At 62.9% G+C, this 25,139-nt stretch carries 24 protein-coding genes; 14 read left to right on the forward strand and 10 right to left on the reverse strand.

Annotation, left to right across the window (positions count from 1 at the left end):
- Positions 1-90 precede the first annotated feature (90 nt).
- The gene (locus B5J99_RS17970; RefSeq protein ID WP_117353195.1) at positions 91-1,323 is read right to left on the reverse strand and encodes a PepSY-associated TM helix domain-containing protein; all 1,233 of its coding nucleotides are present in this window, start codon (positions 1,321-1,323) and stop codon (positions 91-93) included.
- Positions 1,304-3,385 (reverse strand): TonB-dependent receptor, encoded by a 2,082-nt coding sequence (locus B5J99_RS17975; protein WP_211337846.1) that lies wholly within the window; start codon positions 3,383-3,385, stop codon positions 1,304-1,306. Before B5J99_RS17975 ends, B5J99_RS17970 begins: the two co-directional genes overlap by 20 nt.
- Before the next feature lie 432 nt (positions 3,386-3,817).
- Here B5J99_RS17975 and B5J99_RS17980 point away from each other — a divergent pair, with 432 nt between their 5' ends.
- The 9 genes from B5J99_RS17980 (at position 3,818) to B5J99_RS18020 (ending at position 11,338) form a co-directional block, all read left to right on the forward strand.
- Positions 3,818-4,954: a glycosyltransferase family 4 protein gene (locus B5J99_RS17980; RefSeq protein ID WP_117353197.1), complete on the forward strand. Its 1,137-nt coding sequence runs from the start codon at positions 3,818-3,820 to the stop codon at positions 4,952-4,954.
- The gene (locus tag B5J99_RS17985) at positions 4,947-5,879 is read left to right on the forward strand and encodes a glycosyltransferase (RefSeq protein WP_117353198.1); all 933 of its coding nucleotides are present in this window, start codon (positions 4,947-4,949) and stop codon (positions 5,877-5,879) included. Before B5J99_RS17980 ends, B5J99_RS17985 begins: the two co-directional genes overlap by 8 nt.
- Entirely contained in the window at positions 5,876-6,913 is a 1,038-nt protein-coding gene (locus B5J99_RS17990; protein ID WP_117353199.1) for a glycosyltransferase, read from the forward strand. The genes B5J99_RS17985 and B5J99_RS17990 overlap by 4 nt, the downstream gene beginning before the upstream one ends.
- On the forward strand, positions 6,910-8,037 hold the full coding sequence (locus tag B5J99_RS17995) for an acyl-CoA dehydrogenase family protein (RefSeq protein WP_117353200.1): 1,128 nt from the start codon (positions 6,910-6,912) through the stop codon (positions 8,035-8,037). Before B5J99_RS17990 ends, B5J99_RS17995 begins: the two co-directional genes overlap by 4 nt.
- On the forward strand, positions 8,010-8,714 hold the full coding sequence (locus B5J99_RS18000) for a PIG-L deacetylase family protein (RefSeq protein WP_117353201.1): 705 nt from the start codon (positions 8,010-8,012) through the stop codon (positions 8,712-8,714). The genes B5J99_RS17995 and B5J99_RS18000 overlap by 28 nt, the downstream gene beginning before the upstream one ends.
- A gap of 1 nt (position 8,715) precedes the next feature.
- On the forward strand, positions 8,716-9,303 hold the full coding sequence (locus B5J99_RS18005) for a class I SAM-dependent DNA methyltransferase (protein ID WP_117353202.1): 588 nt from the start codon (positions 8,716-8,718) through the stop codon (positions 9,301-9,303).
- 17 nt (positions 9,304-9,320) lie between these two features.
- Complete coding sequence (locus B5J99_RS18010; RefSeq protein ID WP_342768884.1) at positions 9,321-10,109, forward strand: glycosyltransferase family 2 protein; 789 nt, start codon at positions 9,321-9,323, stop codon at positions 10,107-10,109.
- An 83-nt stretch (positions 10,110-10,192) separates the two neighbouring features.
- A complete protein-coding gene (locus B5J99_RS18015) occupies positions 10,193-10,603 on the forward strand; it encodes a response regulator (RefSeq protein ID WP_069050430.1) in 411 nt (136 codons plus the stop codon).
- A gap of 63 nt (positions 10,604-10,666) precedes the next feature.
- Positions 10,667-11,338 carry a DUF4142 domain-containing protein gene (locus tag B5J99_RS18020; RefSeq protein ID WP_117353203.1) on the forward strand — a complete coding sequence of 224 codons (672 nt, stop codon included), beginning with the start codon at positions 10,667-10,669 and terminating at the stop codon, positions 11,336-11,338.
- Between the two features lie 82 nt (positions 11,339-11,420).
- Here B5J99_RS18020 and B5J99_RS18025 read toward each other — a convergent pair whose 3' ends face one another.
- A complete protein-coding gene (locus tag B5J99_RS18025) occupies positions 11,421-11,678 on the reverse strand; it encodes a hypothetical protein (RefSeq protein ID WP_117353204.1) in 258 nt (85 codons plus the stop codon).
- Between the two features lie 123 nt (positions 11,679-11,801).
- Here B5J99_RS18025 and B5J99_RS18030 point away from each other — a divergent pair, with 123 nt between their 5' ends.
- The 5 genes from B5J99_RS18030 (at position 11,802) to B5J99_RS18050 (ending at position 16,059) form a co-directional block, all read left to right on the forward strand.
- Complete coding sequence (locus B5J99_RS18030) at positions 11,802-12,149, forward strand: ZIP family metal transporter (RefSeq protein WP_117353205.1); 348 nt, start codon at positions 11,802-11,804, stop codon at positions 12,147-12,149.
- A 49-nt stretch (positions 12,150-12,198) separates the two neighbouring features.
- Positions 12,199-13,263, forward strand: a complete 1,065-nt coding sequence (locus tag B5J99_RS18035) for a mechanosensitive ion channel family protein (protein WP_117353206.1) — start codon at positions 12,199-12,201, stop codon at positions 13,261-13,263.
- 242 nt (positions 13,264-13,505) lie between these two features.
- Positions 13,506-13,709, forward strand: a complete 204-nt coding sequence (locus B5J99_RS18040) for a helix-turn-helix transcriptional regulator (protein ID WP_054136617.1) — start codon at positions 13,506-13,508, stop codon at positions 13,707-13,709.
- Between the two features lie 241 nt (positions 13,710-13,950).
- The gene (locus B5J99_RS18045; RefSeq protein WP_117351965.1) at positions 13,951-14,859 is read left to right on the forward strand and encodes a tyrosine-type recombinase/integrase; all 909 of its coding nucleotides are present in this window, start codon (positions 13,951-13,953) and stop codon (positions 14,857-14,859) included.
- A 6-nt stretch (positions 14,860-14,865) separates the two neighbouring features.
- Positions 14,866-16,059 carry an IS91 family transposase gene (locus tag B5J99_RS18050; RefSeq protein WP_117351966.1) on the forward strand — a complete coding sequence of 398 codons (1,194 nt, stop codon included), beginning with the start codon at positions 14,866-14,868 and terminating at the stop codon, positions 16,057-16,059.
- 765 nt (positions 16,060-16,824) lie between these two features.
- On the opposite strand, the gene B5J99_RS18055 is transcribed toward B5J99_RS18050, so the two are convergent.
- The 7 genes from B5J99_RS18055 to B5J99_RS18085 all read right to left on the reverse strand — a co-directional run bounded on the left by B5J99_RS18055 (position 16,825) and on the right by B5J99_RS18085 (position 25,081).
- The gene (locus tag B5J99_RS18055) at positions 16,825-19,152 is read right to left on the reverse strand and encodes a TonB-dependent receptor (RefSeq protein WP_162892659.1); all 2,328 of its coding nucleotides are present in this window, start codon (positions 19,150-19,152) and stop codon (positions 16,825-16,827) included.
- 121 nt (positions 19,153-19,273) lie between these two features.
- The gene (locus tag B5J99_RS18060) at positions 19,274-20,269 is read right to left on the reverse strand and encodes a YeiH family protein (RefSeq protein WP_117353208.1); all 996 of its coding nucleotides are present in this window, start codon (positions 20,267-20,269) and stop codon (positions 19,274-19,276) included.
- A 4-nt stretch (positions 20,270-20,273) separates the two neighbouring features.
- Positions 20,274-21,566 carry an MFS transporter gene (locus tag B5J99_RS18065; RefSeq protein ID WP_117353209.1) on the reverse strand — a complete coding sequence of 431 codons (1,293 nt, stop codon included), beginning with the start codon at positions 21,564-21,566 and terminating at the stop codon, positions 20,274-20,276.
- 22 nt (positions 21,567-21,588) lie between these two features.
- Positions 21,589-22,143, reverse strand: a complete 555-nt coding sequence (locus tag B5J99_RS18070) for an RBBP9/YdeN family alpha/beta hydrolase (RefSeq protein ID WP_117353210.1) — start codon at positions 22,141-22,143, stop codon at positions 21,589-21,591.
- Positions 22,140-23,204, reverse strand: a complete 1,065-nt coding sequence (locus B5J99_RS18075) for a beta-keto acid cleavage family enzyme (RefSeq protein ID WP_117353211.1) — start codon at positions 23,202-23,204, stop codon at positions 22,140-22,142. The genes B5J99_RS18070 and B5J99_RS18075 overlap by 4 nt, the downstream gene beginning before the upstream one ends.
- Before the next feature lie 36 nt (positions 23,205-23,240).
- Positions 23,241-24,089: a TauD/TfdA dioxygenase family protein gene (locus tag B5J99_RS18080; protein WP_117353212.1), complete on the reverse strand. Its 849-nt coding sequence runs from the start codon at positions 24,087-24,089 to the stop codon at positions 23,241-23,243.
- A 14-nt stretch (positions 24,090-24,103) separates the two neighbouring features.
- Positions 24,104-25,081, reverse strand: coding sequence for a quinone oxidoreductase family protein (locus B5J99_RS18085; RefSeq protein WP_117353213.1), 978 nt, complete (start codon positions 25,079-25,081; stop codon positions 24,104-24,106).
- Positions 25,082-25,139 lie beyond the last annotated feature (58 nt).

A 25,139-nucleotide genomic window follows, 5' to 3' on the forward strand; every position in this document is an offset into this window, starting at 1 on the left:
CAAAGGCAGAAGCTATCTCCACCTTGGAAGAATCTATCATCCATTTTGTGCGTGGCTGAGCGCAAGTTATGGTTCAGCGGGCTTGGCTGTTCACCAGAACCAGAATGCAATCCCGGGCACGGCAGTGATCGCAAGGATGCTCGGCCATTTCCAATCACCCAGATAGTCCAGCATGCCCATGGCAACGCCGCTGCCCGCCGCGATGCGCAGACGCTTGGCATAGATCACCGCCCCGCTGCCGGCCATGGCTACAAGCGCGACACCGAACACCACCCAGATAAGCTTGGTGGCGAGGCCACCAAAGGTGCCAAAATGCAGCGGGTCGGCCGTGTGGACGATGCGTTCGCCCACGCCCATTTCGTGCGCGATGCGCTTGCCAACCATCTCGTCGGTCGCAGGGTCGATAAAGACGGCATTGGTACGCTCGCGTACCAGCCAGGCCTGCCATTGGCCCTGGACGATAGCGGGGTCGCCGGGTCCATAAGGCAGATGGACCGCCGTGATCGCAAGGCCGGGCATTTCGCGCCGGGCGATCCGGGTCCAGCGGCTGATCTGGTCGCCCGTGATGTCGGTCGCCGGTTGGATCGGCTTCACAAAGGGTGGCGGGGCGTTCAGGTCCAACCCGGCGTGCTCAACGAAATACCAGATCGAAGTGACGCCGATGACCGCGACGAACCAGACCGACCAAAGCCCGATGAGGCGGTGGAGATCGCCCATCACGGTGCGTAGATCGCGATGCCAGCGCGGCATGCGCCAGAACCCGCGCCAGAATTTCTTGTAGCTGATCAGTCCGGTCACCAGCGACAGGACCAACAGGAACCCGAGCGACGTGACGATGTACATCGGTATCGGTCCGGGTGCGAAAAGGTAATAATGCAGCGCGCGCATCGCATCCTGAAAGCTGCGGCCATATTCGTGGCCGGTCACCCGTGACGTGCCGGGATCGACATAGATCGTGAATTCCTGGCCCGTGCCGTCGGTCGCGGACACCGACTTGGCGAAATAGGGCGCGTCGTTTCGTTCGTACGATCCGATCGCGGTCAATGTTGCATAGGGATGGGCGGCCTTTGCGGCATCCCACATCGCGCCCCAATCAGCCTCGCGCTGCATCGCGGACGCGCGCACAGCGGGCTTGTAGAGCCATTCGATCTCATGCGCGACGGTAGCGATCGTGCCGGTCAGGCAGACGAAGCCCAGGAACAGGCTGAGCTTGAGGCCGACAAGCGAGTGCAGCCAGTAGGACACTGGTACGGCCTTGCGGCGCCCCGCCTGCGCCTCGTCCCCATGGACCGTGCGCGGGGTGTCAGAAGCGACCGCTGACACCCACCGTCACCCTGCGCCCCGGTGCTTCCATGAAGGTGAAGCCGCCTTGTCCCTGCACCTGGTTGGCGACGCTCACATAGCGTTCGTCGAACAGATTGTCGGCAGCAATGTAGAACTCGACCGGTCCTGCCTGATAGCTGACGCTGCCGCTCGCGAGCGTCACCGCGTCGGTATCGACGAAGCCAATTGCTTGTTCGGTCGGGGTGAAGAAGGACGACGCGCCATAATGAGTCATCTGGAAGTTGAGTTTGAGTGGTGCGACCGGGCGCCATTCCGCGCGGCCTGTCACCCGGACCGGGACGGCAACATCGGTGCCGTATGCAATGAATCGCCCGAGATCCTCGTTGAACACCCGTCCGCGTTGCAGCGTGAAGACGCCTGCCAGGGTGAAGGTATTGGTCGCCTTCCAGCTCGCATTGGCCTCGAAGCCGCGAAAACGTTCCGGCACGCGCAGCGGGATCAGGGGGCAGAAGGTCTCGCCTGCGCAGCTCGGGTCGGGCTGGATCTGCGACGAAGACGCCGAGCGCGAGTGATAGACCGCCAAGCCGAAATTCACCGGGCCGATGTCACCCCTGAGGCCAAGCTCGTATTGATCGGAGGTGGCAGGTTCGACCGTGATCAGCGAGGGGTCGGTCGCGCCACGTGCCGCACGGCCAAGCTGGGTGAGTTCGGCGCCCTGACTGAAGCTCGCATAAAGCTGAACGGCATCGGCGACGGCAAACACCGCACCGGCATTCCAAAGGTTCAGGCTCGAATTGCCGAACGCTCCCGGCGTGGCAGCGCGCGGCAGCGCCGGGTTGAATCCTTCGCGCTCGATGGCGCCGCTGTACCATTCGCGGCGGAAGCCACCGCTCAATGTCAGGCGTCCCAGGCCCAGTTCGACCTGACCGAACGGCGCATAGGTATTGAGGTAGAAGGCGGGCGTCACATAGCCGGTCACCGCCTCGCCTTTGGCGGCATCGACATTGAATCGCAGAAAATCATTGCGGGTGAAATCGAAGCCATAAGTGGTCTTGAGGCTTCCCGAGCCGATGGGGTAGCTTCGCGTCAGCGCGGACCTGAAGCCGAGGCGGCTGTTCTCTCGGTTGGAGGCGAAGAAATCATCGCCGAAGTCAGCGGTGAAGAAGTTGTCGCGCTGCTTGATCGACTGGTCCTGATAGAACAGGCTGATCGACACATCATGCGCCAGCAGATCGGGGTGGCGGTAGCTCAAGGCCATGGTGACATTGCGATCGCGACCCTGGCCCACCTGCGGGTGGGGCGCCACCTCGACGATCCGCGACAGACCGCTGACCGGGTCGATCGTGCCGTCCGGATAGAATTGAGCGCCGACATCCTCGTTGTGGAACGTGCCGGTGAATCGCAGCTCCTGGCCCGCGCCAAGATCGAGCCCCAGCGATGCCAACAGGTCGACCGCTTCATAGGCCGCCGAATAGACAGGAAGGCCGGTGGCGCTGCGTGCCCGTCCGCCATCGGTATAGGCCGCGCCGACATAATAATCGAATGAACCGAGCTTCTGGCCGATGCCCGCATACAGATCGGTCGTCAACGTGTTGCGCGACCTTTCGGTATTGAAGCTGGTCTGCAAGGTGGCATCGATCTCCAGCGCCTCGTTTTTCGCGCGCCGGGTGATCAGGTTTATGATCCCGCCGGGCGCTCCTGCACCATATAGCGCGGTGCCACCGCGAACCACCTCGACCCTCTCGACCGAGAACGGCGATATGGTGAAAGGTCCGGTGCACGAGCCCGGGCGCAGGTCTTCGTTCACCGGCACGCCGTTGATCTGAAACGAGGCTGCGCGGCCACGAATGGCGCTGCTGCAACTGCCGCGCACCTCGCTGTCCTGAACGCTCAGGCCCGGCACAATGAACTCCAGGCCGGACAGGATATTGCGGTTCTGGCGCAGCTGCTCGTTCACCGTCTCCTCATCCACCACCGAAACGGAAATCGGCAGTCGCTCGATAGCCGAGCCCGAGCGGGTGGCAGTAACGACGATCTCGACCTGATCGCTTTGAGGCATGGTTGCATCCGCGCCCAGCCCATCACCCTGACCTGTGGACATCGCCGTCGTGGCCATAAGACTAAAAATCAGCAGCGAACCCATGCCAACTCCCTCTGGCAGAGGGCCTTAAAGATGTTGCAAGGCGTTATCAATAGCAAAGTGGTCGCGGGCCTGGTGAACCTCGAGGGCCAGCATTCTCGAGGTCGCCAAAAAATGCTCGAAATGCTGAAATTTGGAATTGCACTTTGGAGACTGCAGACGAATTGCGATCGAGGCATCTGTCCAATCTTCCGCCAGATCACGACGCCCTGGCATTTGTCGCCACGCAACCAATCACCCCTTCACAGGTATCGTCTTGGTTACATGCACCGGCAATCCCGGGACCCACCTTCTTTGCCTCAGCGCGTTGACGCGTGACCGCCAATGGCAATCACGCGTGCCAATACCGCGATTGTCCCGGGTCCAGGATGTCAATTTCGGGAGTCTTCAAGGTTGCGTATCGGTATCGTTTCCCATCTCAAGCACCCGATCGCCGAACCTTTTGCCGGGGGTCTGGAAACGCACACGTTCCAACTGGCAAGAATGCTGCGGCAGCGCGGGCACAATGTCACCCTCTTCGCCACCGTAAGGTCCGATCCTGATCTTGGCCTCGAGGAGATATGCTCAGAGACCGCGATCGCCGAAGTCGGTCTGTCAGAAGCCAGCGACATTGCCTTCTTCCGCGAGCACCATGCCTATCTCTCGCTTATGAACAGTCTGCGTACGCGCGACTTCGACATCATCCAGAACAATTCGCTGCATTATCTGCCGGTTTCGATGGCAGATGCGCTGCCAATGCCAATGGTCACGACGCTGCATACGCCGCCGTTCTGCTGGCTGGAAAGCGGTGTCCGGCTGAGCGATACGACGAACCATGCGCTGGTCGGCGTGTCGCATTCGATCGCACGGCAATGGGCGCACGTCCGCGGCCTTGATGCGGTGATCCCCAACGGTATCGATCTCAACAAGTTCGCATTTCGGCCTTTTGCCGATGCCGACCCCTATCTGGTCTGGTACGGGCGGATCGTCCCGGAAAAAGGCCTGCATCTGGCGATGGATGCCGCCCGGCATGTGGGATTGCCACTGCGGATCGCCGGGCCTGCGCATGACGAGGCCTATTTCCGCGCCGAAATCCAGCCTCGGTTGGGGGTCCATGCTCGGTACGAAGGGCATATGGCGCATGCTGATCTGGCCAACGTCATTGGAGGGGCTCGCGCATTCCTGTGCTCACCGATGTGGGATGAGCCCTATGGCCTCGTAGTGGCTGAGGCATTAGCATGCGGCGTGCCCGTTGCCGCGTTTGCGCGCGGCGCCATTCCAGAGATTGTCGATTCACGTTCCGGCGTATTGGCAACGCCCGGCGATTCAGGCTCTCTCGCGCTGGCTACGCTGACCGCGATGCAGCTTGACCGGCGGGCCTGCCGCTCCAGGGCCATTGCGATCTGCGATGCCGAAAAGATGATCGATGGCTATGAAGCGATCTATGCGCACATGATCCGCCGGATGCGCGCACAAACCGTGCCCACCGCGCGCGAACCCTATCCGGTACAATCCATGGACACGCAAACTCCGGCCATGATCCGTGGGTGATCCGGGTGCCGCCCCGCTGTGCGTGTGCGTGCCTGCGCGCAACGAGGCAGACCGCCTGCCAGTGCTGCTGAAGGCCCTCGCAGCCCAGGATTTTCCCGGGCCCATCCCGGTTGCCATTGTCGTCAATAACACGACCGACGCCAGCCTTGAGGTGACCGACCGCTGCCGGGCCGACTATGCTGGACGGCTGAGTATCGATTTGACCGACATCCACTTCGCGCCGGGCGAGGCCCATGCGGGGTCGGCGCGAAGGCTTGCGATGGACCGCGGTGCCCAATTTCTCGCCAACAATGACCATGCCATCCTCGTAAGCACCGACGCCGATGTTCGCCCCCCCTCTCACTGGCTGTCGGCTATCGCGGCGGGCATCGCACGCGGCGTCGATCTCGTGGGCGGTCGCATCGTCATCGATCCCGACGAACCATTGCCCGCGCATGCCGCGATGCTGCGGCGGGCGTTGGATCGCTATTGGGAACAGGTGCGCGCGATCGAGGATGCAATCGACCCGATAGCCTGGGACATGCCCCCGCGGCACGGCGACCATACCGGCGCCAGCCTCGCGATCACGCTTGCTGCCTATCGCGCATCGGGCGGGGTGCCCCGGATCGCCAGCGGCGAGGATCGTGGGCTGGTGATGGCAGCGCTGGCGCGGGGCGCGCGGATCGCGCATCCGTCCGATGTCTGGGTCTTTGTCTCGCCCCGACGCGACGGTCGCGCGGCAGGCGGCATGGCCGACGACATGGCGCGCATCGTCGAAGCCGGGGCGGAAGATGCGCTCCTGATGCCGGATTTCGACCACTGGCGTGCCCGCGCCGAATGGCGGCGCGGGATGCGCGAGCTACCGGCTAGCCCTGCCGATATGGTGCGCGACGAAGCGTTGCTGCAACCGATGCCGCACGATATGCCGCTGGCGGTGATGGCATGACCCCTCGCCCGATCGGCTATTACGTCCATCATCACGGCGCCGGGCACCTGTCCCGCGCGCGCGTGATCCGCGAGGCGACATCCTTGCCTGTGACCCTGCTCGGCAGCCGGATCGACGCAGAGGGCATCGTGCTTGCAGATGACCGGCTCGGCGACGGTTTCGATGGCCGGGATCAGGCTGCCAATCGCCCCAATACATTGCATTACGCCCCGCTCGACCATGAAGGCATCCGCAGCCGCGTCGCCCGCATCACCCAATGGATCGAGCAGGCCCGTCCATTGCTGATGATCGTCGACGTGTCGATCGAAGTGGCGATGCTGGCGCGGCTGGCCTCGGTTCCCGTGCTTTATGTGCGTTTGAACGGCAAGCGCAGCGATCCTGCGCATCTTGAAGCGTTTCGCAGCGCGCAGGCGCTGATCGCGCCCTTTGCGCAGGCCATGGAGGATCCCGCCACGCCCGACTGGGTCCGGGCCAAGACCTTTTATGCGCCGGGGCTCAGCCCTGCCCGCGCTGCGCCGGGCGTTCCCCGTGAAACCGTGCTGGTGATCATGGGCGAAGGCGGGACATCGCTGACGGCTGCGGCGATCGCCGACGCCGCCCGCGCCTGCTCGGACCACACATGGAGGGTTGTCGGAAACCTCTCGGCACCATCCGATTGCCCGGGCAACCTGGTGTTCCCCGGCTGGAGCGACACAATGGCCGACGAGGTAGCGAAGGCTTCGGTGGTGGTCGGCGCAGCAGGCGACGGGGTCGTCGGCCTGGTCATGGCCGCCGATCGCCCCTTCGTCTGCATCCCCGAGACGCGACCTTTCGGCGAACAGAATGCCACCGCCTCGGGGCTGCAGCGCATGGGCGCTGCCATCGTTCGCCCGGCCTGGCCGGACGCGCACGAATGGCCTGCAGCTCTTTCCGCGGCGCGAGCGCTGGACCCGGCAGGACGCCGCGCGCTGCGCGATCCGCAGGCGGCGGCGAGACTTGCCCGCTGGCTTGAGGCGCAAGCCGCCACATGGGTCGCACGGGAGCTGGCAGCATGACCTTGGCCAGCGCGTCCGTCCCGACAGGCCCCGATTGCGTCGCCGCAGCGATGGGCATTGCCGAAAATCTGGCCGAGCTCGGCGCGCGCTATGATGCAGCGCCAGTCTATCCTGCCGACAGTATTGCACAGATCGCGCGGGCGGGGCTGCACCGCACCTTCGCACCGGTGGCCAGCGGCGGCCAGCCTTTCCGCGATGACGATCAGCGCCATCTGGCGATGCTCGATGTCCTGAGGATCATCGGTCGCGCTGACCTCAGCGTCGGCAGGCTTTACGAGGGGCATGTCAACGCCATGCTGCTGTTCGGCTGGTATGGCTCGACGGTGCAGCTGCATGCGCTCAAGGGGGCCCTGGGCGCCGGTGCGATCTACGGCGTGTGGGCCACCGAGCCCCTCCCCGGGGTCGCGATTCTCGAAACGCAAAGCGGCTATGTGCTCGAAGGCGCCAAGTCGTTCGCTACCGGCGCGGGCGGCAATTCCCATGCCCTGATCACGGCCCGCCGCCCGGATGGAGACGCACAGCTGGTGATTGTGCGCGCCGACGACCCCGAACGCGCCGATCTGTCGCAATGGCGTGTGCGCGGGATGCGCGCCACCGGGAGTGGCAGCTATGCGCTGGACGGCCTTGCCATAGCGCCGGAGGATCGCCTGGGTGAAGGCGGCGATTATCACCGCGACCCACGGTTCACGGCTGGCGCGTGGCGGTTCACCGCGGTCCAGCTGGGGGGAATAGAGGGATTGCTGACCGAGATCCGCAAGGCCATGCGACCTGCCGCACGCGAGGACCCGGTGCAGCGTGCGCGGTTCGCCGATGCTGTGGCTTCCGCCCGCACCGCCTATCTGTGGGTCCGCGAATGCGCGCTGCGCGCCGCGTCGCAAGATCCCGATGGTCCGGCATTTGCGCAGATGACGCGCGGGATCGTGGAGCGTGCAGGCCTCGATGTCATCGAGGCCGCAGCGCGCATCACCGGCACTTACAGCGCGTTGGATGGCACGCGGATTGACAAGATCAGCCGCGATCTCAGCCTGTATCTGCGCCAGGCCGGGCCCGATTATGCGCGCGATTGCGCGGCACAGGCATGGCTGGAGCGTGACCCATGGGGCCCGGCAGACCGGCTGTGGTGAGCGGACTGCTGCGCGCCACCAGCCTGTCGGCCCGGCCCTGGCGATCTCTTCGCTGGCTGGTGATCGCGCCTCATCCTGATGACGAGACATTGGGTGCGGGCGCCCTGATCCACCAGACCGCGCGCGAAAAGCGTCTGGCAGGGATTGCCTATCTCACCGATGGCTCGGGCTCGCACCCAGCAAGCGCAGGTCGCGGGTTGATCATTACCCGTAAGCGCGAAGCGGCGCTGGCATTGCGCCGGCTGGCCGGCGAACCGGTGGAGACGCTGCACCTCGACTGGCGCGACGCATCGCCTTCGCATCCGGGTAACGTATTGTTCGATCGCACTTGCCGTAGACTGGTGGCGCTGTGCGCGGCGCAGCGGGTGGATGCGATCGCAGTGACCGCAAGGCATGAGCCGCATTGCGATCACGCGGCCGCTGCACGGCTGGCCTATGCCGTACGCGATGCCAGCCGCCGCCCGTTGCGTATTGCAGAGTACATCGTCTGGGGTGAGCGGCCCTTGCCTCGTGGCAGCACCCTGCTCCGTACCCAACCGATGCCGGCTGGGCTTCGCCGCCGGGCGCTGGCCGCGCATCGCAGCCAGATTGGCGCATCGCGGGGCCCCGGATTCCGGTTGCCGCGCGCTTTCAGGCGAATGCCGACCACCGACATCCTGTATTGCACCGGAGACTGACATGCGACACCAGACCAGCCTCGATGCCGAATATTTCGAGCAAATGTTTCGCGAAACGCCCGATCCCTGGGGCTTCGAGACCAAGGCCTATGAACAGGCAAAATATGCGCGAACACTGGCGGCGCTGGGCGATCGCCGTTTCGACCGCGCGCTGGAGGTTGGCTGCGCCAACGGCGTGCTGACCGCCCAGCTGGCGCCGTATTGCGAGCGGCTGCTGGCGATTGATGTCAGCCAAACCGCGCTGGACACGGCGCGCGCACGCTGCAGCAGCCTGCCCCAGGTGACCTTTGAGCGGATCGAGTTTCCCCGGCAGGCCCCTGCAGACACGGCGTTCGATCTGTTGCTGCTCTCCGAAGTGGCCTATTATTGGGACGATGGCGATCTGCAGCGCGCCGCCGATTGGATCGCAGGCGCTGTGGTTGCCGGGGGCGAACTGCTGCTTGTACATTGGACCGGCGATACCGACTATCCGCAATCGGGCGACGGTGCCGTGCAGAAGCTGCAAGCGATGCTCGCCGAGCGTATCATGCTTCTTCACGCCGATCGCCAGCCCGAATATCGTCTCGATCTCTGGCGGATGGGCGCATGATCTCGGTTCTCACGATCGTGCGCAACCGTGCCGGGCATCTGGCCCAACTGGTCGAAGGATTGCGTCGCAGCATCGAACCTCCGGGCGAGCTCATTGTGGTTGACATGGCGAGCGAGCCGCCGATCGAGCAGCTCGATACTGACTTTCCCTGCCACGTGAAAAGGCTGGCCGCCGAACACTTGCCGCTTGCCGAAGCGCGCAATCTGGCTGCGCGGCATGCAAGCTTCGAGAACCTGCTGTTTCTCGATGTAGATTGCATTCCGACGGCTTCGTTGATCGGAACCATGGATGAGGCCTTGAAGCAGGCCGACGCGCTGATCTGCGCCGAAATACTCTATCTTGGTCCGGAAGATGCGCGCGGGAGCTGGGACGAGAAGGATCTCGCAGCCCGGGGCAAGCCGCATGCCGTTCGCAACTTTCCCGAAAAGGGCTTGCGCGCCGAAGAAAATCCCGGGCTGTTCTGGTCGCTGGCGTTCGGCATTCGCCGCAAGCGGTTCGACGCGTTAGGGGGATTTGACCAAGCCTATCTGGGCTATGGCGGCGAAGACACCGACTTCGGTTTTCGCGCCACTGCAGCCGGGTTGCCGCTTCTGTTCATGGGAGGCCCCGGCGCTTTCCACCAGTACCATCCCAGCCCCGATCCGCCGCTCCAGCATTTTGGTGACATCGTGCGCAACGCCCAACTCTTTCGGGCGCGCTGGGGCTTCTGGCCGATGGCAGGCTGGTTGCAGCAGTTCGAGGAGATGGGCCTGATCGCAATCGAACGCATGTCACTGACAGTGCTGCACAAGCCCGCGGAGCACTAGTATCGTTACCAAAGTATCCAACGCTCGAGTAATCTGTGAAGCGTAAGCGAAGGTTTCACATCACGTGGCCCCATGCGACCAGTTTGGGACGCACACTCTTTGAAAAGGATGCTGCAATCCAGATTGCTCGTTGGCAACACAGCGCTTCCTACTGGCTGCCTGCTGAGAATGGCCCTGCAACGACACTCCCGATCGCGCTGTCGCTGTACAAGAGCTGCGGAAGGATCGATTTCGTCATCCTCGACATCAATTTGCGCGGGACCGCCGTGTTTCCCATGGCGCGTTGCCTCTCGCAGGACGGCGTGCCGTTCCTGTTCTGCACCGGATACGACGATCAGCCGGTCCGCAGCGAGTTTGCAGGTGTGCCGCGCTTTGAAAAACCAGTCTGCCAGCAGGGCTTTGCCGCGATGATCGACCTGATCGATCAGGCGCGGCAGGAAGCTTCTGGATTGTCTTCTCCCACGTCTTCGCTGGCACCGCACTTGCCTATGTAAGTTCGTACCAGACCAAGGGGCCGTATCGCCTAATCCTCAACTTACAGTCGAGAGGATAGGACAATGCGTACCATTGCAATTCTGACGGCGGCTCTGTTGTCAACGGCGTGCGATACACCCGACAGCCAGCAGGCCGATAAGGCTCGGGCAGATGCCACCATGGCCGGTGATGAGATGGCCACCGATACCTCAGATGGTACCATCGGACCGGACGGGGCGATGATGCCCGAAAATGTGCCAGCTGGCATTTATGTCAATCGGGTCGCAATCTCCGACAAATATGAAATCGAAGCCGGCAAGCTGGCCGTGCAGAAGGCCCAGTCGGAGCAGACCCGGGCATTTGGCCAGATGATGATCGACGACCATACCAAGTCATCGCAGGACATGAAGGCGGTCATGGCCAAGATGTCGCCCGCTGCGACTCCTCCTTCGCGGCTCGACGCGGAGCATCAGGGCATGATTGATCGCCTCAAGTCGGCCAGCGGCGCGGCGTTTGACCGTGAATATCAGAACCAGCAGATGATGGCGCATCGCAAAGCGCTGGCACTGCACGAAGGCTATGGCGCCAATGGCGACAATGCGGATCTCAAGGCTTTCGCGCGAACAGTGGTTCCGGTCATCCGCAAGCACCACGACCAGGTCAACTCGATGACGGGAAGCGCCGCGACCGACGCGATCGACACGGGCGCTGCGACTGGTCAAGGCGCTGCTGCAACCACGTCGGGCGGTCAATGACGTGACAAACCAACCAGCTTCATCTCACTGGCGGCCTTCGGGTCGCCATTTTTCTGCGTGAGCGGATTGCAGGGTCCAGGCGTTACTCCCCGGTGTCCTCGTCCGATGCCAACCTATCGCGCTTGGCACCCTTGGCAGAGTTGCCCGCTGCGGCATCAGATCCAAAATAGCGGCTCTCACTCTGCCCATCCTGAAAGTCCCCGGGGTTGCCACCGCGCTCTTCCTTGCCGGTATGGGGGTTGGGATAGGCACCACCGCCGGACTCGCCTCCGCCGCCCTTGCCGGTCTGGTCGTGCATAGCGTCGTCATCATTGGCGGGAATCTTGGGATTGTCAGACATTGCGGTCTCCTGTGGGGCGGCTGGTGAGACTTGGGGGAGAGACCGCAAGGTTAGCGCCGGACAATCGGGCGATCCCTAACATAGGCTTTGGAACGAGCCGTGCCACACCGCTGGCGACATCTGATGATTGCCTCGGCATTCTTTCCGCTGATCATCCCCGGCATCGAGCGCGCGCAGTCGACGGGGTCATCCAAGCCGGTCGCTGCAGCGATGGTCATCGGTGCGGTGCTGCTAGGCGCGCTGGCGACCGGGCTGATCGAACCGCTTGGCGGGTTGGTAGGCGTCGCCATCGTCCAGCTGTCGACTGCCGCCCTACCCTGGGCGCTGGGGTTCTCGGCAGGCGCTATGCTGTTCGTCGTGATGGCCGATATCATACCCCAGGCCAGCCGCCGGATCGAGCACGGCTCTGCCACACCTGCGCTGATGGGGGGCCTTGCGGTGATGATGTTCCTCGACGTTTCGCCAAGCTGACGCCGCACGGCCATGAAACCCCTGCCATCGGCAGGCGTTGGGGCTGCTTATGGATACCACGGAAATTTGGACGATTGCCCGAACCCCGGTGCTGATGGCGACCTTGGTGGCTGCAGCGCTGCTGGCCCATCTCGCTTTGGTGTTCGTGTTCCGGCGCATCGCGTGGCGCACCCGCACGGGACAGGATGATGCGATGACAATGTGCATCTATCATCCGTTGCGCTGGATCATGGTTAGCCTCGCGCTGCTATCGGTGGATGAGGTGCTGCCCGACCATCCTCAATATGCGACGCTTGTCGTGGGTGCCGTGCGGATCATCCTGCCGCTGCTGTGGGGCTGGCTTGTCATCGCCATCATCCGGTTCCTCCACGGATACGTCAGTGCCCGATCAGACCTTTCCGCCGCAAACAACCTGACCGCACGGCGCAGGCGGACCCGGGCCGACATCCTCGCGCGGATCGCGACGATCGTGGTGGTCATTGTCAGCCTGGGCCTGTTGCTGCTCAAGATCCCTGCGGTGCGCGAGATCGGCGTCGCGCTGGTGGCATCGGCGGGCATTGCGGGCCTTGCCTTTGGCGTCGCAGCGCAGCCCTTGCTCAAGAACCTCGTCGCCGGAATCCAGCTTGCGTTTACCGAGCCGGTTCGCATCGACGACGTGGTGGTCTATCAGGGCGAATGGGGACGGGTCGAGAAGATCACGCTGACCTATGTCGTGCTGAAGATCTGGGACGACCGGCGGCTGGTGATCCCGGTGTCCAAGCTGCTGGAGGACACGATCGAGAATTGGACACGCGAGACCAGCCACCTGTTGGGCACCGTAATGCTCTATGTCGATCATACCGCCGATGTCGAGAGCATCCGCAGCTTCGCGGTGGCACAGGTGCGCAGCCACCGGCTGTGGGACCAGCGCGTCGCAGTGCTGCAAGTGACCGACATGACCGCGCAGGTGCTGCAACTTCGCGTACTGATGAGCGGCCGCAACGGATCAGAGCTGTTCGACATGCGGTGCGACGTGCGCGAGGCGGTGCTGCGCCATATCGCGCACGAAGCGCCAGGCTCGCTCAACCGCAACCGGCTGCAATTCGAAACACAAGATGGGGCTGTGGACCATTAGAAAAATAGGGGCCGCGCGCTCATAGCTTGCGCCTCCGAGGACGAGAGGCACTAGGATAGGAAATCCCTATTGTCACGGAGAGCGACTTGCACGAGACATGCGCCGAAGCGGCATGCCCCCAGCGCTCCCCTGCCCCATTGCCTGCGAAATCACCGTAGGAGGCTCGATTGACGCGCAGCGGCACATCGCCAATCTGTGCCGCAGGCAGGGGCAGATCACATCACAAGATGGAGACATTGGCCATGGCATCCCATCCACCCGACAGGTTCCTGAGGCTCAACACCGTGCTCGATCGCACCGGGCTTTCTCGCGCGACGCTCTACCGCAAGAACCAGGCCGGGACGTTCCCGAAGCAGATCAAGATCGCAGAGCGATCCTGCGGATGGCGGGAATCGACTCTTGAGGAGTGGCTGCGCAACTCGATGTTTTATAAGGTCGGCGATTGAGCGGGCCAAGTTGGCTGAAGCCAGTGCTGCAACGTGAGGCTTGTCTCCAATGAGGGGGCGGGCGCAGTCCATATCGCACGTCGAAGCATTGCAGATGGCAGTCGGATCGGTTGCACGAACCCGCTTCGCGGGAGTGGTGTTTGGGGTGAAGCTAAGCTGACGGCGCGGGCGCAGCGCCTGGATTGAACAGTGTCCGTGGTGGGCAGACCATTTCGACTCCTTCAACCTGAGGAGTCGAACGATGAACGAGCTTATAGCGATCGGTACGGTCAGCCCGCTGCGCCAGCGGTTGATCGAGGACATGAACATGCGGCGCTTCAGCCGCGAGACGCAGCGCAACTATATCCGCGATGTTGGACGTTTCGCCACATGGCTGGGACGCTCGCCGCACACGGCAACTGCAGAGGATCTGCGGCGCTTCCAGATCGACCAACGCGAGACCGGCGTTCCGGTGCCGACGATGAACAGCATAGTTGCAGCGCTGCGGTTCTTCTTCACCCACACGCTGGATCGGCCCGATCTGGCGCGCAAGCTGGTGCGCACTTCGCACGCCCGCAAGATCCCCGTGGTGCTGACCCAGGACGAGGTGAAGCGGTTGCTGGAGGCCACGACCTGCCTCAAGCATCAGGCAGCGCTGTCGGTTGCCTATGGCGCGGGACTGCGCGTCGGCGAGGTCTCGGCGCTCAAGGTGCGCGACATCGACAGCAAGCGCATGGTGCTGCGTATCGAGCGTGGCAAGGGTGGCCGATATCGCAACGCCATGCTGCCCGAAGGCCTGCTCGTGCTGCTGCGCGAGTGGTGGCGCGCCGGACGACAACAGGGCGTGTTGCATGCAGACAGCTGGCTTTTCCCAGGCAGAAGCGCGCTGCTGCCGATCAGCACCCGGCAGCTGTATCGCGTCGTCGTCGAGGCAGCCGAGGCAGCGGACATCACAAGGCGGGTCGGCCCGCACACCTTGCGGCACAGCTTCGCCACCCATCTGCTGGAGGACGGGGTCGATATCCGCGTCATCCAGGCGTTGCTGGGCCATGCCAAGCTTAACACCACCGCTTTCTACACACAGGTGGCAACCAAGACGATGCGAGCGGTGATCAGTCCGCTCGACAGGCTGGCCTTGACCTCATCCACCGCGCAGGTGCCCGACGGCTGAGGCCCGGTGCGCACCTCCATAGAGGTGGCCGACATCTTCCGCGTTGCAGGGCCTGGCTATCGCATTGCCCATGCCGGGCATCTGAGCCTGCACCAGCTCAAGATCATGTCGGCCGTCGAGCATTGCCGCACCGCTACAATGGGCGGTCACGTCGAAGCCTGCACAGACTGCGGGCATTGGCGGATCGCCTATAACAGCTGTCGCAACCGGCATTGCCCCAAGTGCCAGGGAGCAGCCGCGCGTACCTGGCTGGCCGAGCGCGAGGCCGACCTGTTGCCGGTGGGCTATTTCCACGTCGTGTTCACGCTCCCGGCACAGGTCAGCGCCATTGCGTTCCACAACAAGGCGCTGCTCTATGACCTGCTGTTCAAGGCCGCCTCCCAGACGATGCTGACCATCGCCGCCGACCCCAGGCATCTGGGCGCACGTATCGGCATTACCGCTGTACTCCACACCTGGGGCTCGGCGCTTACCCATCATCCGCATGTCCATATGATCGTGCCCGGCGGCGGTATCGCGCGTGATGGCGAGCGCTGGATATCTGCGCGCCCGGCCTTTCTTCTGCCCGTCCGTGTCCTGGGCGCCCTGTTCCGCCGCCTGTTCCTCACGCGGCTGATCGCGCTCCACGATGCCGGCAAGCTCGGGTTCTTCGGCAGCCTGGCGCATCTCGCCGAGCGGCGGGCCTTTCTGCGTCATCTGTCACCGGTCCGCAGAAAGCGCTGGGTGGTCTATGCCAAGCCGCCCTTTGCAGGACCTGAGGCGGTGCTCGCCTATCTGGCGCGCTATACCCACCGCGTCGCCATCTCGAACAGCCGCATCCTCCGCTTCGACAGTGAAGGCGTCACGTTCCGCTACAAGGATTATCGCCGCAATGGCGCGCAGCGCCAGCAGGACATGACCTTAGGCGCCGACGAGTTCATCCGTCGCTTCCTGCTGCACAACCTGCCACGCGGGTTCCACCGGATACGCCATTACGGGCTGCTGGCCGGTGCGACCCGCAAGGCCCATCTCGAACACGCCCGCCGACTGCTGGCGGTTGCGCCACCTGCCATCGATGACACGGCTGTCGATCCGCCGGACCATCGGCCACCGTGCCCGTGCTGCGGTGGCAGCATGGTCATCATCGAGACTTTCGAGCGCAGATATCAGCCGCGCGCACCACCGCATCCTGTCAACGCATCCGGGAGAACATCGTCGTGACCCGGCACGGCCTGCCTTCAACCGGCCCCGAAGCGACCGTGCTTCGGGGAGCACAGAGCACTGCGCCATCACCCACCAAAAGCAGACCTGCGCCCTCCAAAATCGGACGGTCCGATTTACGGCAACCCGCTCGTCACCCCAAAAGCAGCCAGTCCGCTTTCAGTTCCGTCCGCTTATCGGCAGCACCCACCGCTGCTCCCACAAGCCCAAAATCGAAATCCCCATAGACATCAGCACCTGACGACCGCGGGTTCGGGCACCGTCGACTTTCCGACGCCTCACGGCGTCCGAAACTCTAAACGTAAGCCGCCAGTCAGCTTTGCGCCCATAGCGGTCATTGCAGTTCGCCCGCCGATTGCCTGGAAGCGGACATAGTTGCCTTTCACCATGGGTGGCGGGTTTGGGACATTCCTGCCGTCCCTCAGCGCCGTCTCGAACGGCCGGCTTTACTGGAAGCCGACATCATTCGGTTGTCAAGCTGGCACCCAGAGTGACGGTCATCGGGCCTGAACGGGAAGTAGGCTCTCAGCTTTTCCTCCCGTATAAGGAGACGAGAAATGATGCGGACAAGCGAATGCTTGATGAAACCGGCTTGCGATATTCGGTTCCGGCGCTTCACTGAGCACAATGAACGAGCCCAAACGACATCATTGGTTGCAGGACGTCCATTCATGCCAGTTGGCGGGAGCGGACGTCCTGCTCTTTGTGCTGCGGGCCCGCGGCAAGATGTTCCGCGCAAACAGAAATGTCGGCACGGTGCGCGGCCTAGAATCGCAAGGTTGCTGATACACCGAAGGCCCGGGGCTCGCCGGCCATCACGCGATTGGCCGTACTTCCCGGAAACACCGTGTTGCTGAGACCCAGCGCCCCGCCCAGCGGCTGATAGACCGACAGCGGCCGGTATGCCTTGTCGAGCAGATTGCGGGCAAACAGTGCGACTGTCCAACGTCCATCCGGACCGTCGAGCGAAATCCGTCCGCCTAGCAGCGCATAGGCTGGCGCGCGCGATTGCAGGTTTGCATCGTTTACGGTGCCGACAAACTGGCTGGATGTGAAGAACAGGTTGCTGTTCACGTTCAGCCGCATGCCGCTCGACCCGATGTCCGTGCCCCAATCGACCGCCACATTGCCCGACCATTTGGGTGAGAATGTGTTGGGCTTGCCGTTTAGCACCTGTGTGCCGGGGAGGCCCGGAAGGTTCGAGGCGTTGGCAAAATCGGTGAACTCGGAGTCGAGATAGGCCACCGAACCGGAAATCGAGAAATCCCTGCTGGGCGCGAGCCTGAGATCCAGTTCAAGCCCCTGCTGGCGCAAGGCTCCAGCATTGCGGACAATGAAGCTTACGCCATCAAAGGCGCGGTCCTGAAAGCCGTCAATATCCATGCGGAACAGCGTGGCATTGGCGGTCAACAGCCGGTCAAACCAGCTGGTCTTTGCGCCGATCTCGTAGTTGGTCACGGTCTCGCGGTCGAAGAGGCGGCGGGTCGAAACAAGGTTGCCATTGGCATCGACCACCGAAAGCGACGGCGTGCCACCACCGGAATTGTATCCACCCGATTTGTAACCGGTCGAGATATTCGCAAACAGCAGCACATCATCGGTCGGCGTGTAGTTCAGGCTGGCGCGGTAGGTGAAGCGGTCTTCGTTGATGCCGGGGAACGTCAGACGTTCGGTGGCGCGCAGTGTCTGGGTAAAGGGACTGGAAGCCTGAGCGTAGGTTCCCCGCTTGCGGTCCTTCGTCCAGCGGCCGCCGAGTGTCAGCGTCAACTTGTCGCTGAGATGGACGTTGCCCTGGCCATAGATTGCGAAGCTCTTGACGTTCTGGAACACGTCCTGATCGGTCGCGGCGGTGCCGCCGGTGTTCGCCACAAAGCTGCTGCAAGCGGTTCGCCCAGGACCTGCGGGAACCAGAATGCCACAGAAGCTTGTGCCAAGGTTGAGCTGTTCGCCGAGACCGAAATCCTCCTCGAAATAATAGAGGCCGGCTACCATGTCGAACGCGCCGCCGAACCATTCCTTTTCTGGCGAGATGAACTGCAACTCGTGGTTGTGACTCTTCGAATCGAACAGGCTCCGCCGCGAGGCAAGGCTGACAGGGAAGTAGATGATGTCGCCGTCGAGCTGGTCATTGGTCCATACACGGTAGCTGTTGATCATCCGCAAGGTGCTGCCACCAAGGTCGAGCGATGCCTCGCTCGCGATGCCCCAGTTCTCGTCAACCAGTCCCTGCGCGATGAACTGGTTCATCACCCTGTCGCGCAGGTTGGTGTCGGGACCGCCGTTGAAGGCGGCGCGGATGAAGTCCAGACGTGCCGGGCTGACCGACGCGGGGTCAAAATCGAAATTGGCGACCCCATCGCCTTTGAGGCGGGTGTAATCCCCGCGCACGATCCATTCGAAATTGCCAAGGTCGGCCCTGATGGTGCCCCGCAGCGAGACGTCGTCGGAGCCCCCGTAGTTCTTGCCATCTAGCCGGTTGAACCATGGCCCATCGAACCATTGGGCCATGCCGGCAAGGCGCATGGCGACATTGTCGGTCAACGGGACGTTCACATGCCCCTGGATGCGGTAGCGATCGAAGGAACCGAATTCCGCAGACACCTCCCCGCTGAACTCGTCCTTCGGCTTGGCAGCGCGCAGGGATAGTGCGCCAACGCTGGCATTGCGCCCGAACAACGTGCCCTGTGGGCCGCGCAGCACTTCCACGCTTTCGATGTCGAGAAAAGCACCGAGGATCGAGCCGGAGCGGGGCACATAGACTCCGTCCATGAAGACGGCCACGCTGGGCTCGATCAGGGTATTGGCAAGCGATCCCACGCCGCGAATGCCAAGCCGTGTCGATCCGGTGTTTGAGGAGCGCACCGACTGGAAGTTGGGTGCGACCTGCCCAAGGTCCAGCACGGTGAGGACGTTCGCCTGTGCAAGGCCTTCCCCGCTGATGGCGACGATTGAGATCGGCACGTCCTGCACGCTTTCGGCGCGCTTCTGTGCAGTCACGATGATCTCGCCATCAATCGCAGCGCCGTCTTGCGCGGCACTCTCCTGGGCATGTGCGGCGGTTGCAGATGCCGCGATGATCGCAAGCGCGCTCACGCACCGGCGAAGGTGTCCTAGGCCCATTTCAGTCTCCCATCCTCTCGTTTATTGGGATTGGTGATAGTGCGTGATCCGGTCCGATATTTCACATTTGGTGACAGCAATTTTGCAATTCGTGTCACAGCCAGCCCAATTTGATGACCGCCATGGTGATACCCGCCAGGAGCACCGTTTGGACAAGCATAAGAACAACAGGCTTGATCCCCACCTTCACGAGATCACCCGGACGTGTCTTCATGCCGATAGCTGCCAGGCTGATCACGAGGCACCAGCGCGAGAGTTCGCCTGCTCCGGCAGTGACGGCAGCAGGCAACGCCAGCAGGCTGTTGACGATGACCAGTATCGCAAAAGCCACGACGAACCATGGCAATAGCGGCGGTCTTTCCGACCCTGCCGTTGCGTCGTGCCGGGTGATCTGTCCTGCCACCATGATGACAGGAAGCAGCATGGCGACGCGCACCAGCTTGACGATCACCGCCGTATCGCCTGCCTCGGGCGAGATCGCATAGCCAGCGCCGACGACCTGGGCCACATCGTGGATGGTCGCGCCAAGGAATATCCCGGCTTGCCGATCGGTAAGGCCTGCAAGGTCGGCCACCAACGGGTAGGCGATCATCGCGATCGTCGACAGCACGGACACCAGGATCACCGTGAACAGCATCGCCTGATCCTTGCGCTCGTGCGCGGGCAGCGATGCGGCGATGGCTAGCGCAGCGGAGGCACCGCAAATGGCCGTCGCTCCGCCAGACAAAAATCCGAACAGCGGGTTGAAGCCCATCGTTCGCGCCAGCGCGATTGACCCGACGATCAGCGCTGCGACCAACAGGACAACCATGAGCACAGGCTGCCACCCCAGCGCGGCAATCTGACTCGCACCAATGCGCAATCCAAGCAAAGCAACTCCGATCCGCAGCAGCGCCCTGGCGGAGAATTCAATCCCCGGCCGCGTCTTGCCAATGTCGGCGAGAAAGTTGAACCCCAATCCCAGAAGCAGGGCGAATAGCATTACAGGGGCCGCGTAATGCTCTGACAGGAACGTAGCCGCCAGGGCCAACACCAGTGAAACTGCAACCCCGGGGGCCAGCGTGCTGGCGCGTTCGAAGAACTGTGTCACGTGATCAGGCCGAGAGCGCCTGGCGTCGTTCCAGATCAGCCAGATAGCTGCGGCGCATCAGGGCGAAGACGATCCCTGCGGCGATGCAGGGCAGAGGCAGGAAGCGAAATGCCGATGCCAGGCCTATCACATCGGCAAGTCTGCCAGTGAGGATCGGTCCGGGGGCAAGGCCAATGAGATTGTTCGCCAGTGTCAGGGTCGCAAAAGCTGATCCGTGAATGGCGAGCGGAGTAAGATTGGCCACCATCGCACCCGTGGGGCCCACCGTGCCGGCCACCAAGAACATCGCGCAGGCAATCAGGAAGAGTTGCGCCGTGCCCGGCGTCAGCGAAAAAGCGACTGTCAAACACGCGGCCGTGCCGATGCAATAGCCGATCGCGAGATTGATCTTGTGTTCGGGTCGGTCGCGCGAAAGGCGATCGCTCAGCATCCCGCACACGATCATTCCCGTCCCACAGGCCAGCAACAGCAGCGCGGCCACCTGCCCGGCGCGGTCCAATGCAAACCCGTAATTGCGGTTCAGGAAGCTTGGCAGCCATGCGGGCATGGCCCCGGCAGCGAAGAGCTGCAATCCACTGCCAAGATAGGCGAGGCGAACCGAGCGGCTGGCGACCAGAGCCTTGAGTGGCGCCGATGCCTTGGAATCGGATGATCCGTCATCGCCCTGCCCCAACCCTGCCAGTAGCCGCACGCGCCTCTCGCGCACCAGCATCGGGTAAAGCACGCCCAGCACTAACCCTCCCAGCCCGATCAGCATGAAGGCTGAGCGCCAGCCATGGCTGGCCGCGACGGTCCCGCCAACCGCTACTCCAAGCACTTGTCCGAACAGGCCACCAGCCATGAAGGCCGCTGCCAGTGTGGCCCGCAGGCGCTGGGGAAACACGCTGATAACGACGGCGATGCCAACCGACCCGTAGGCCGCTTCACCGACGCCGACCAACGCACGACCCACCAGCATTTGCTCGAAGTTTGCGGCTCTCGCACAGAACAATGTTGCAAGGCTCCAGACGAGCGCCATCAGCGCAAGGCTGCGCACGCGCCCCCACCGGTCGGCTGCCAACGAGAGCGGGAACGTAAGCAGCCCGACCATCACCGCCACGATGCCGGAGAGTAGGCCAAGTTGTGCATCGCTCAACTGCCATTCCGCCTTGAGCAGCGGAAACACCGCATTGAGAACCTGCCGGGCCATATAGTCCGAAATCAACAGCCCGAAGGTGAGCGCGAACACGATCCAGCTATAGACCGTTGCTCTTGCCGGCCCTTCTGCATGGGCATCGAGATTGATCGGACCAGCCATGCGTTTGTCTCCAGGCGGCGGGTTAGCGCGCCGCGAGCCGGTTGATCAATGGCAAGGCTTCTCGCCACTTGCCGAAACCCGAAGGCGGGTTGAGGTGGCCCACGTTGCCAGCGTCGAATAACTCGCCCCCCCAATCTATTGCGAGCCCAGAGACCCGTTCGAAGCTGGCCAGCGGATCATCATGGCTGGCGGCGACAACCGAGGGAAAGGGCAAGAGCTTGCGTGCGATCGGGCACCAGCCATTGGCGGACAGTTCGTCAAGCGTTGGATAGCCTTCGGGCAACGGACTCTCGACATCCGCCGGTGTAGCGAGCAACGCACCCCTGATTGGGCGGGTCGGATGAGCCGCCCAGGCCGCGACCATCAGGCAGCCGGCGCTGTGCGCGGCAAGCACGACCTCCCCCGAGATCGCATGCAGTGCCGCGTCAAGCGCGTTGACCCGCGCGGCAAGGCTCAGCCGGTCCTGCTGGATCGGCTCGACCGTGATCGATCCGGGCAGGGCATTTGCGGCATGAGTCTGCCAGTGATCGGCAACATGATCGCGCAGACCCGGCACGAAAAGGACGGTGACGGTCATGCCACCTCGCGGATCGGAATGGCCAGCTGACCGCGCTCGCGATTGGGTGCCATGCCGAGACGCGCCAGCGTTTCCTCGGTCGAATTGTATTGCGTGCCGATCTTGTAGATGGCGCGGGCCTCTTCGCCGTTGGCGACTTCCCGGCCCAACTCGCGGCTGATCCGCACCAGCTGCTCGATCTGCGCGACCGAGCCCATCTTGTTGCCGTGCGGATCGTAGATCGTGTCCTCGATCCCGCAGCGGGTATGCATGCCCAGCGCGATGGCAATCGTGTTGATCGGCAGCACATTGCCCATCACGCTCTCAAGCGTCACTGTCGAGCCATCAGGTGCGCGGCGGATGAATTCCATGAAGTTGGCAGGGTTCGGGCCGTCGAAACCGCCGCCGATACCAACCCAGGTGAGGTTGAGCGGGCCCTTGTAGTGACCTCGGCGAATGAGGCGCTCGACCGTTTCCATATCGGGCATACAGGTCAGCTGAAAGTGCGGCTGGATGCCTGCACCCGTCAGGCGACGCAGATGTTCTTCGACCCATTGGGGACCGGCCGGCACGACCATCTCGCGATAGGCCTGATACAGCGCCGGATTGGCGAGCGTGGTCTGCCCGTATTCCGCTTCATCCATCAGGTCCATGATGTTCATCTGCGTGGTGTTGACCGCGATGGTGACCTGCTCTGGGGCGGGCGTCAGCTCGGCCAGCATGTGGCGAACCTCGTCGGAAAGCCATTTGGCCTCGGCGCCATCCTCCTCGCCTTCCGGTGCGAAGGAAATCGACCCGCCGACCTGGATGATCATCTCCGGCACGCGCGAGCGGATATGGTCGATCATCTCGTTGAACATCGAAAGACGCTTGGAACCATGACCATTGAGCTCACGGCAATGGAGGTGCAGCACGGTGGCACCCGCATTATAGCAATCCACGGCCTTCTGGACCTGCTCTTCCATCGTTACCGGGATGTCCTCGGGAAAGTCCTCCGGCGCCCATTCGGGGCCATAAGGTGCAACGGTGATCACCAGCTTGTCCTGGTTCTGAGGCAGTAGGCTATCGTCGAGGAATTGCATCGGGTATCTCCTTGGGAGGCTGTTTTCCGGTCAAGTTCAATAGGGTCGGTCGCCGATGATCCCTGCGCGTTCCATGCGCCGCACGGTCGGGGCGTAATCCATTACGGCGTAGTGCTGGGTGGAACGGTTGTCCCAGATGGCGATCGAGCCTGGCTGCCAGCGCCAGCGCACCTGATACTCGGGGATTGCGGCGCGGCCGATCAGATATTGTAGCAGGTGCGCGCCGCCAGGGGCATGGTCCTGTCCGTAGCGCACGTTGTCAGCCGTATGATAATTGGTGAAGTGAGTCGTGAATCCGTTCACGAACAGAACTTTTTCACCCGTTTCGGGATGCGTGCGCACCACCGGGTGTTCTGCATCGGGGAAGCGGGCTTTCAGCGCGTGCCGATCCACCTCGCTCATGCGGGCACCGAAAGAGGCCTCGATCGAATGGCGCGCTTTAAGTGGCGCGATGGTCTGTTTCACATGATCGGGCAGATCGGTATAGGCTTTCGCCATATTTGCCCACATCGTGTCGCCACCCACCGGCGGACAGGCGACGCAACGCAGCACGCACCCCATGGGAGGGGCATCGCGCCACGTCGCATCGCAGTGCCAGGCGTTTTCGTAGTAGTCAGGTGGCGAATTCTCGTCCTTGTAGATCCTGACCAGACCAGGGTAATCGGGATCGCTCCCGGCCACCGGATGGTCTTCAAGCGACCCGAAACGCTCAGCGAAGGCAACATGGTCCGACCGATCAATGTCCTGATTGCGCAGGAACAGCACTTTGTGTTCCAGCAGTGCAGCCCGAATTTCGGCAAACAACCCATTGTCGCGCGCCGCATCCGCAAGGCTGATGTCAATCAGTTCGGCACCGATATGGGTGGTGAGCTTTTCAATGCGCATGGGCCTGCCTCCGGTCAAATCACGAAGATCGACGAGCCGATCGTTCGGCCCGCTTCAAGATCGCGGTGGGCGTCAACGCACTGTTCAAGGCGGTACCGCTGGCCAATTTCGACCCTGATCCGGCCTGCCGAGAGATGGTCGAACCAGAGGCTGGCCAGTTCGGCGCGTTCGATCGGATCGGCATAATAATCCGCAAAGGCGGGGCGCGTGAAATACACCGAGCCTTGCAGCATCAGCTGAAAGGCATCGACCGGTGGAAACGGACCAGACGCAGTGCCGCAGGCAACCAGCATCCCGCGCCGCTTCAGGGATTTCAGAGACGCATCGAACGTATCCTTGCCCACGCTGTCGAACACGGTGGTAACGCCCGCGCCATCGGTCAGCGCCTTGACCCGCTCGGCAACATCCTCTCGACGGTAGAAAATGATGTCGTCGCATCCGGCTGCGCGAGCGGCTTCGGCCTTCGCTTCGTTCGAGACGGTCCCGATCACCCGCAGGCCAAGCAGCTTGGCGAGTTGCACGGCGAGCAGCCCAACGCCGCCCGCAGCGGCGTGGAGCAGGATGGTGTCGCCCGGCTTCATCATCGGATTGGCCTTGGTCAGCCAATATGTTGCAGACAGCCCGCGCATCGTCGAGGCTGCCGCCGTCTCGAAGGAAATCCCGTCAGGCAGCTTGAACAGCGGAGCGGCGGGCATCACCCGTTCAGTGCTGTACGCACCTAATGGGCTGCCGTTGTAGGCGACCCTGTCACCTTCGGCGAAAGCCGCCACGCCTTCGCCCACCGCGACAATCGTGCCCGCGCCTTCTACACCGATGCCGCATGGTGGCTGCACAGGATAATAGCCGGAGCGGAAATAGGTGTCGGCAAAGTTGCAGCCTACCGCCGCATGGCGAATGCGCACCTCGCCCGGACCGGGATCGCCGACCGCGACATCCTCCAGGCGCAAGACCTCTGGACCTCCAGTCTCGTAAAAGCGGACGGCCTGAGCCATAGCATCCTCTCCCATTGTTGTTAGCCTGAGCGGTAGGGCGTTTCGGGTTGGCATTTTT

The organism is Blastomonas fulva (assembly GCF_003431825.1).
GTDB lineage: Bacteria > Pseudomonadota > Alphaproteobacteria > Sphingomonadales > Sphingomonadaceae > Blastomonas > Blastomonas fulva.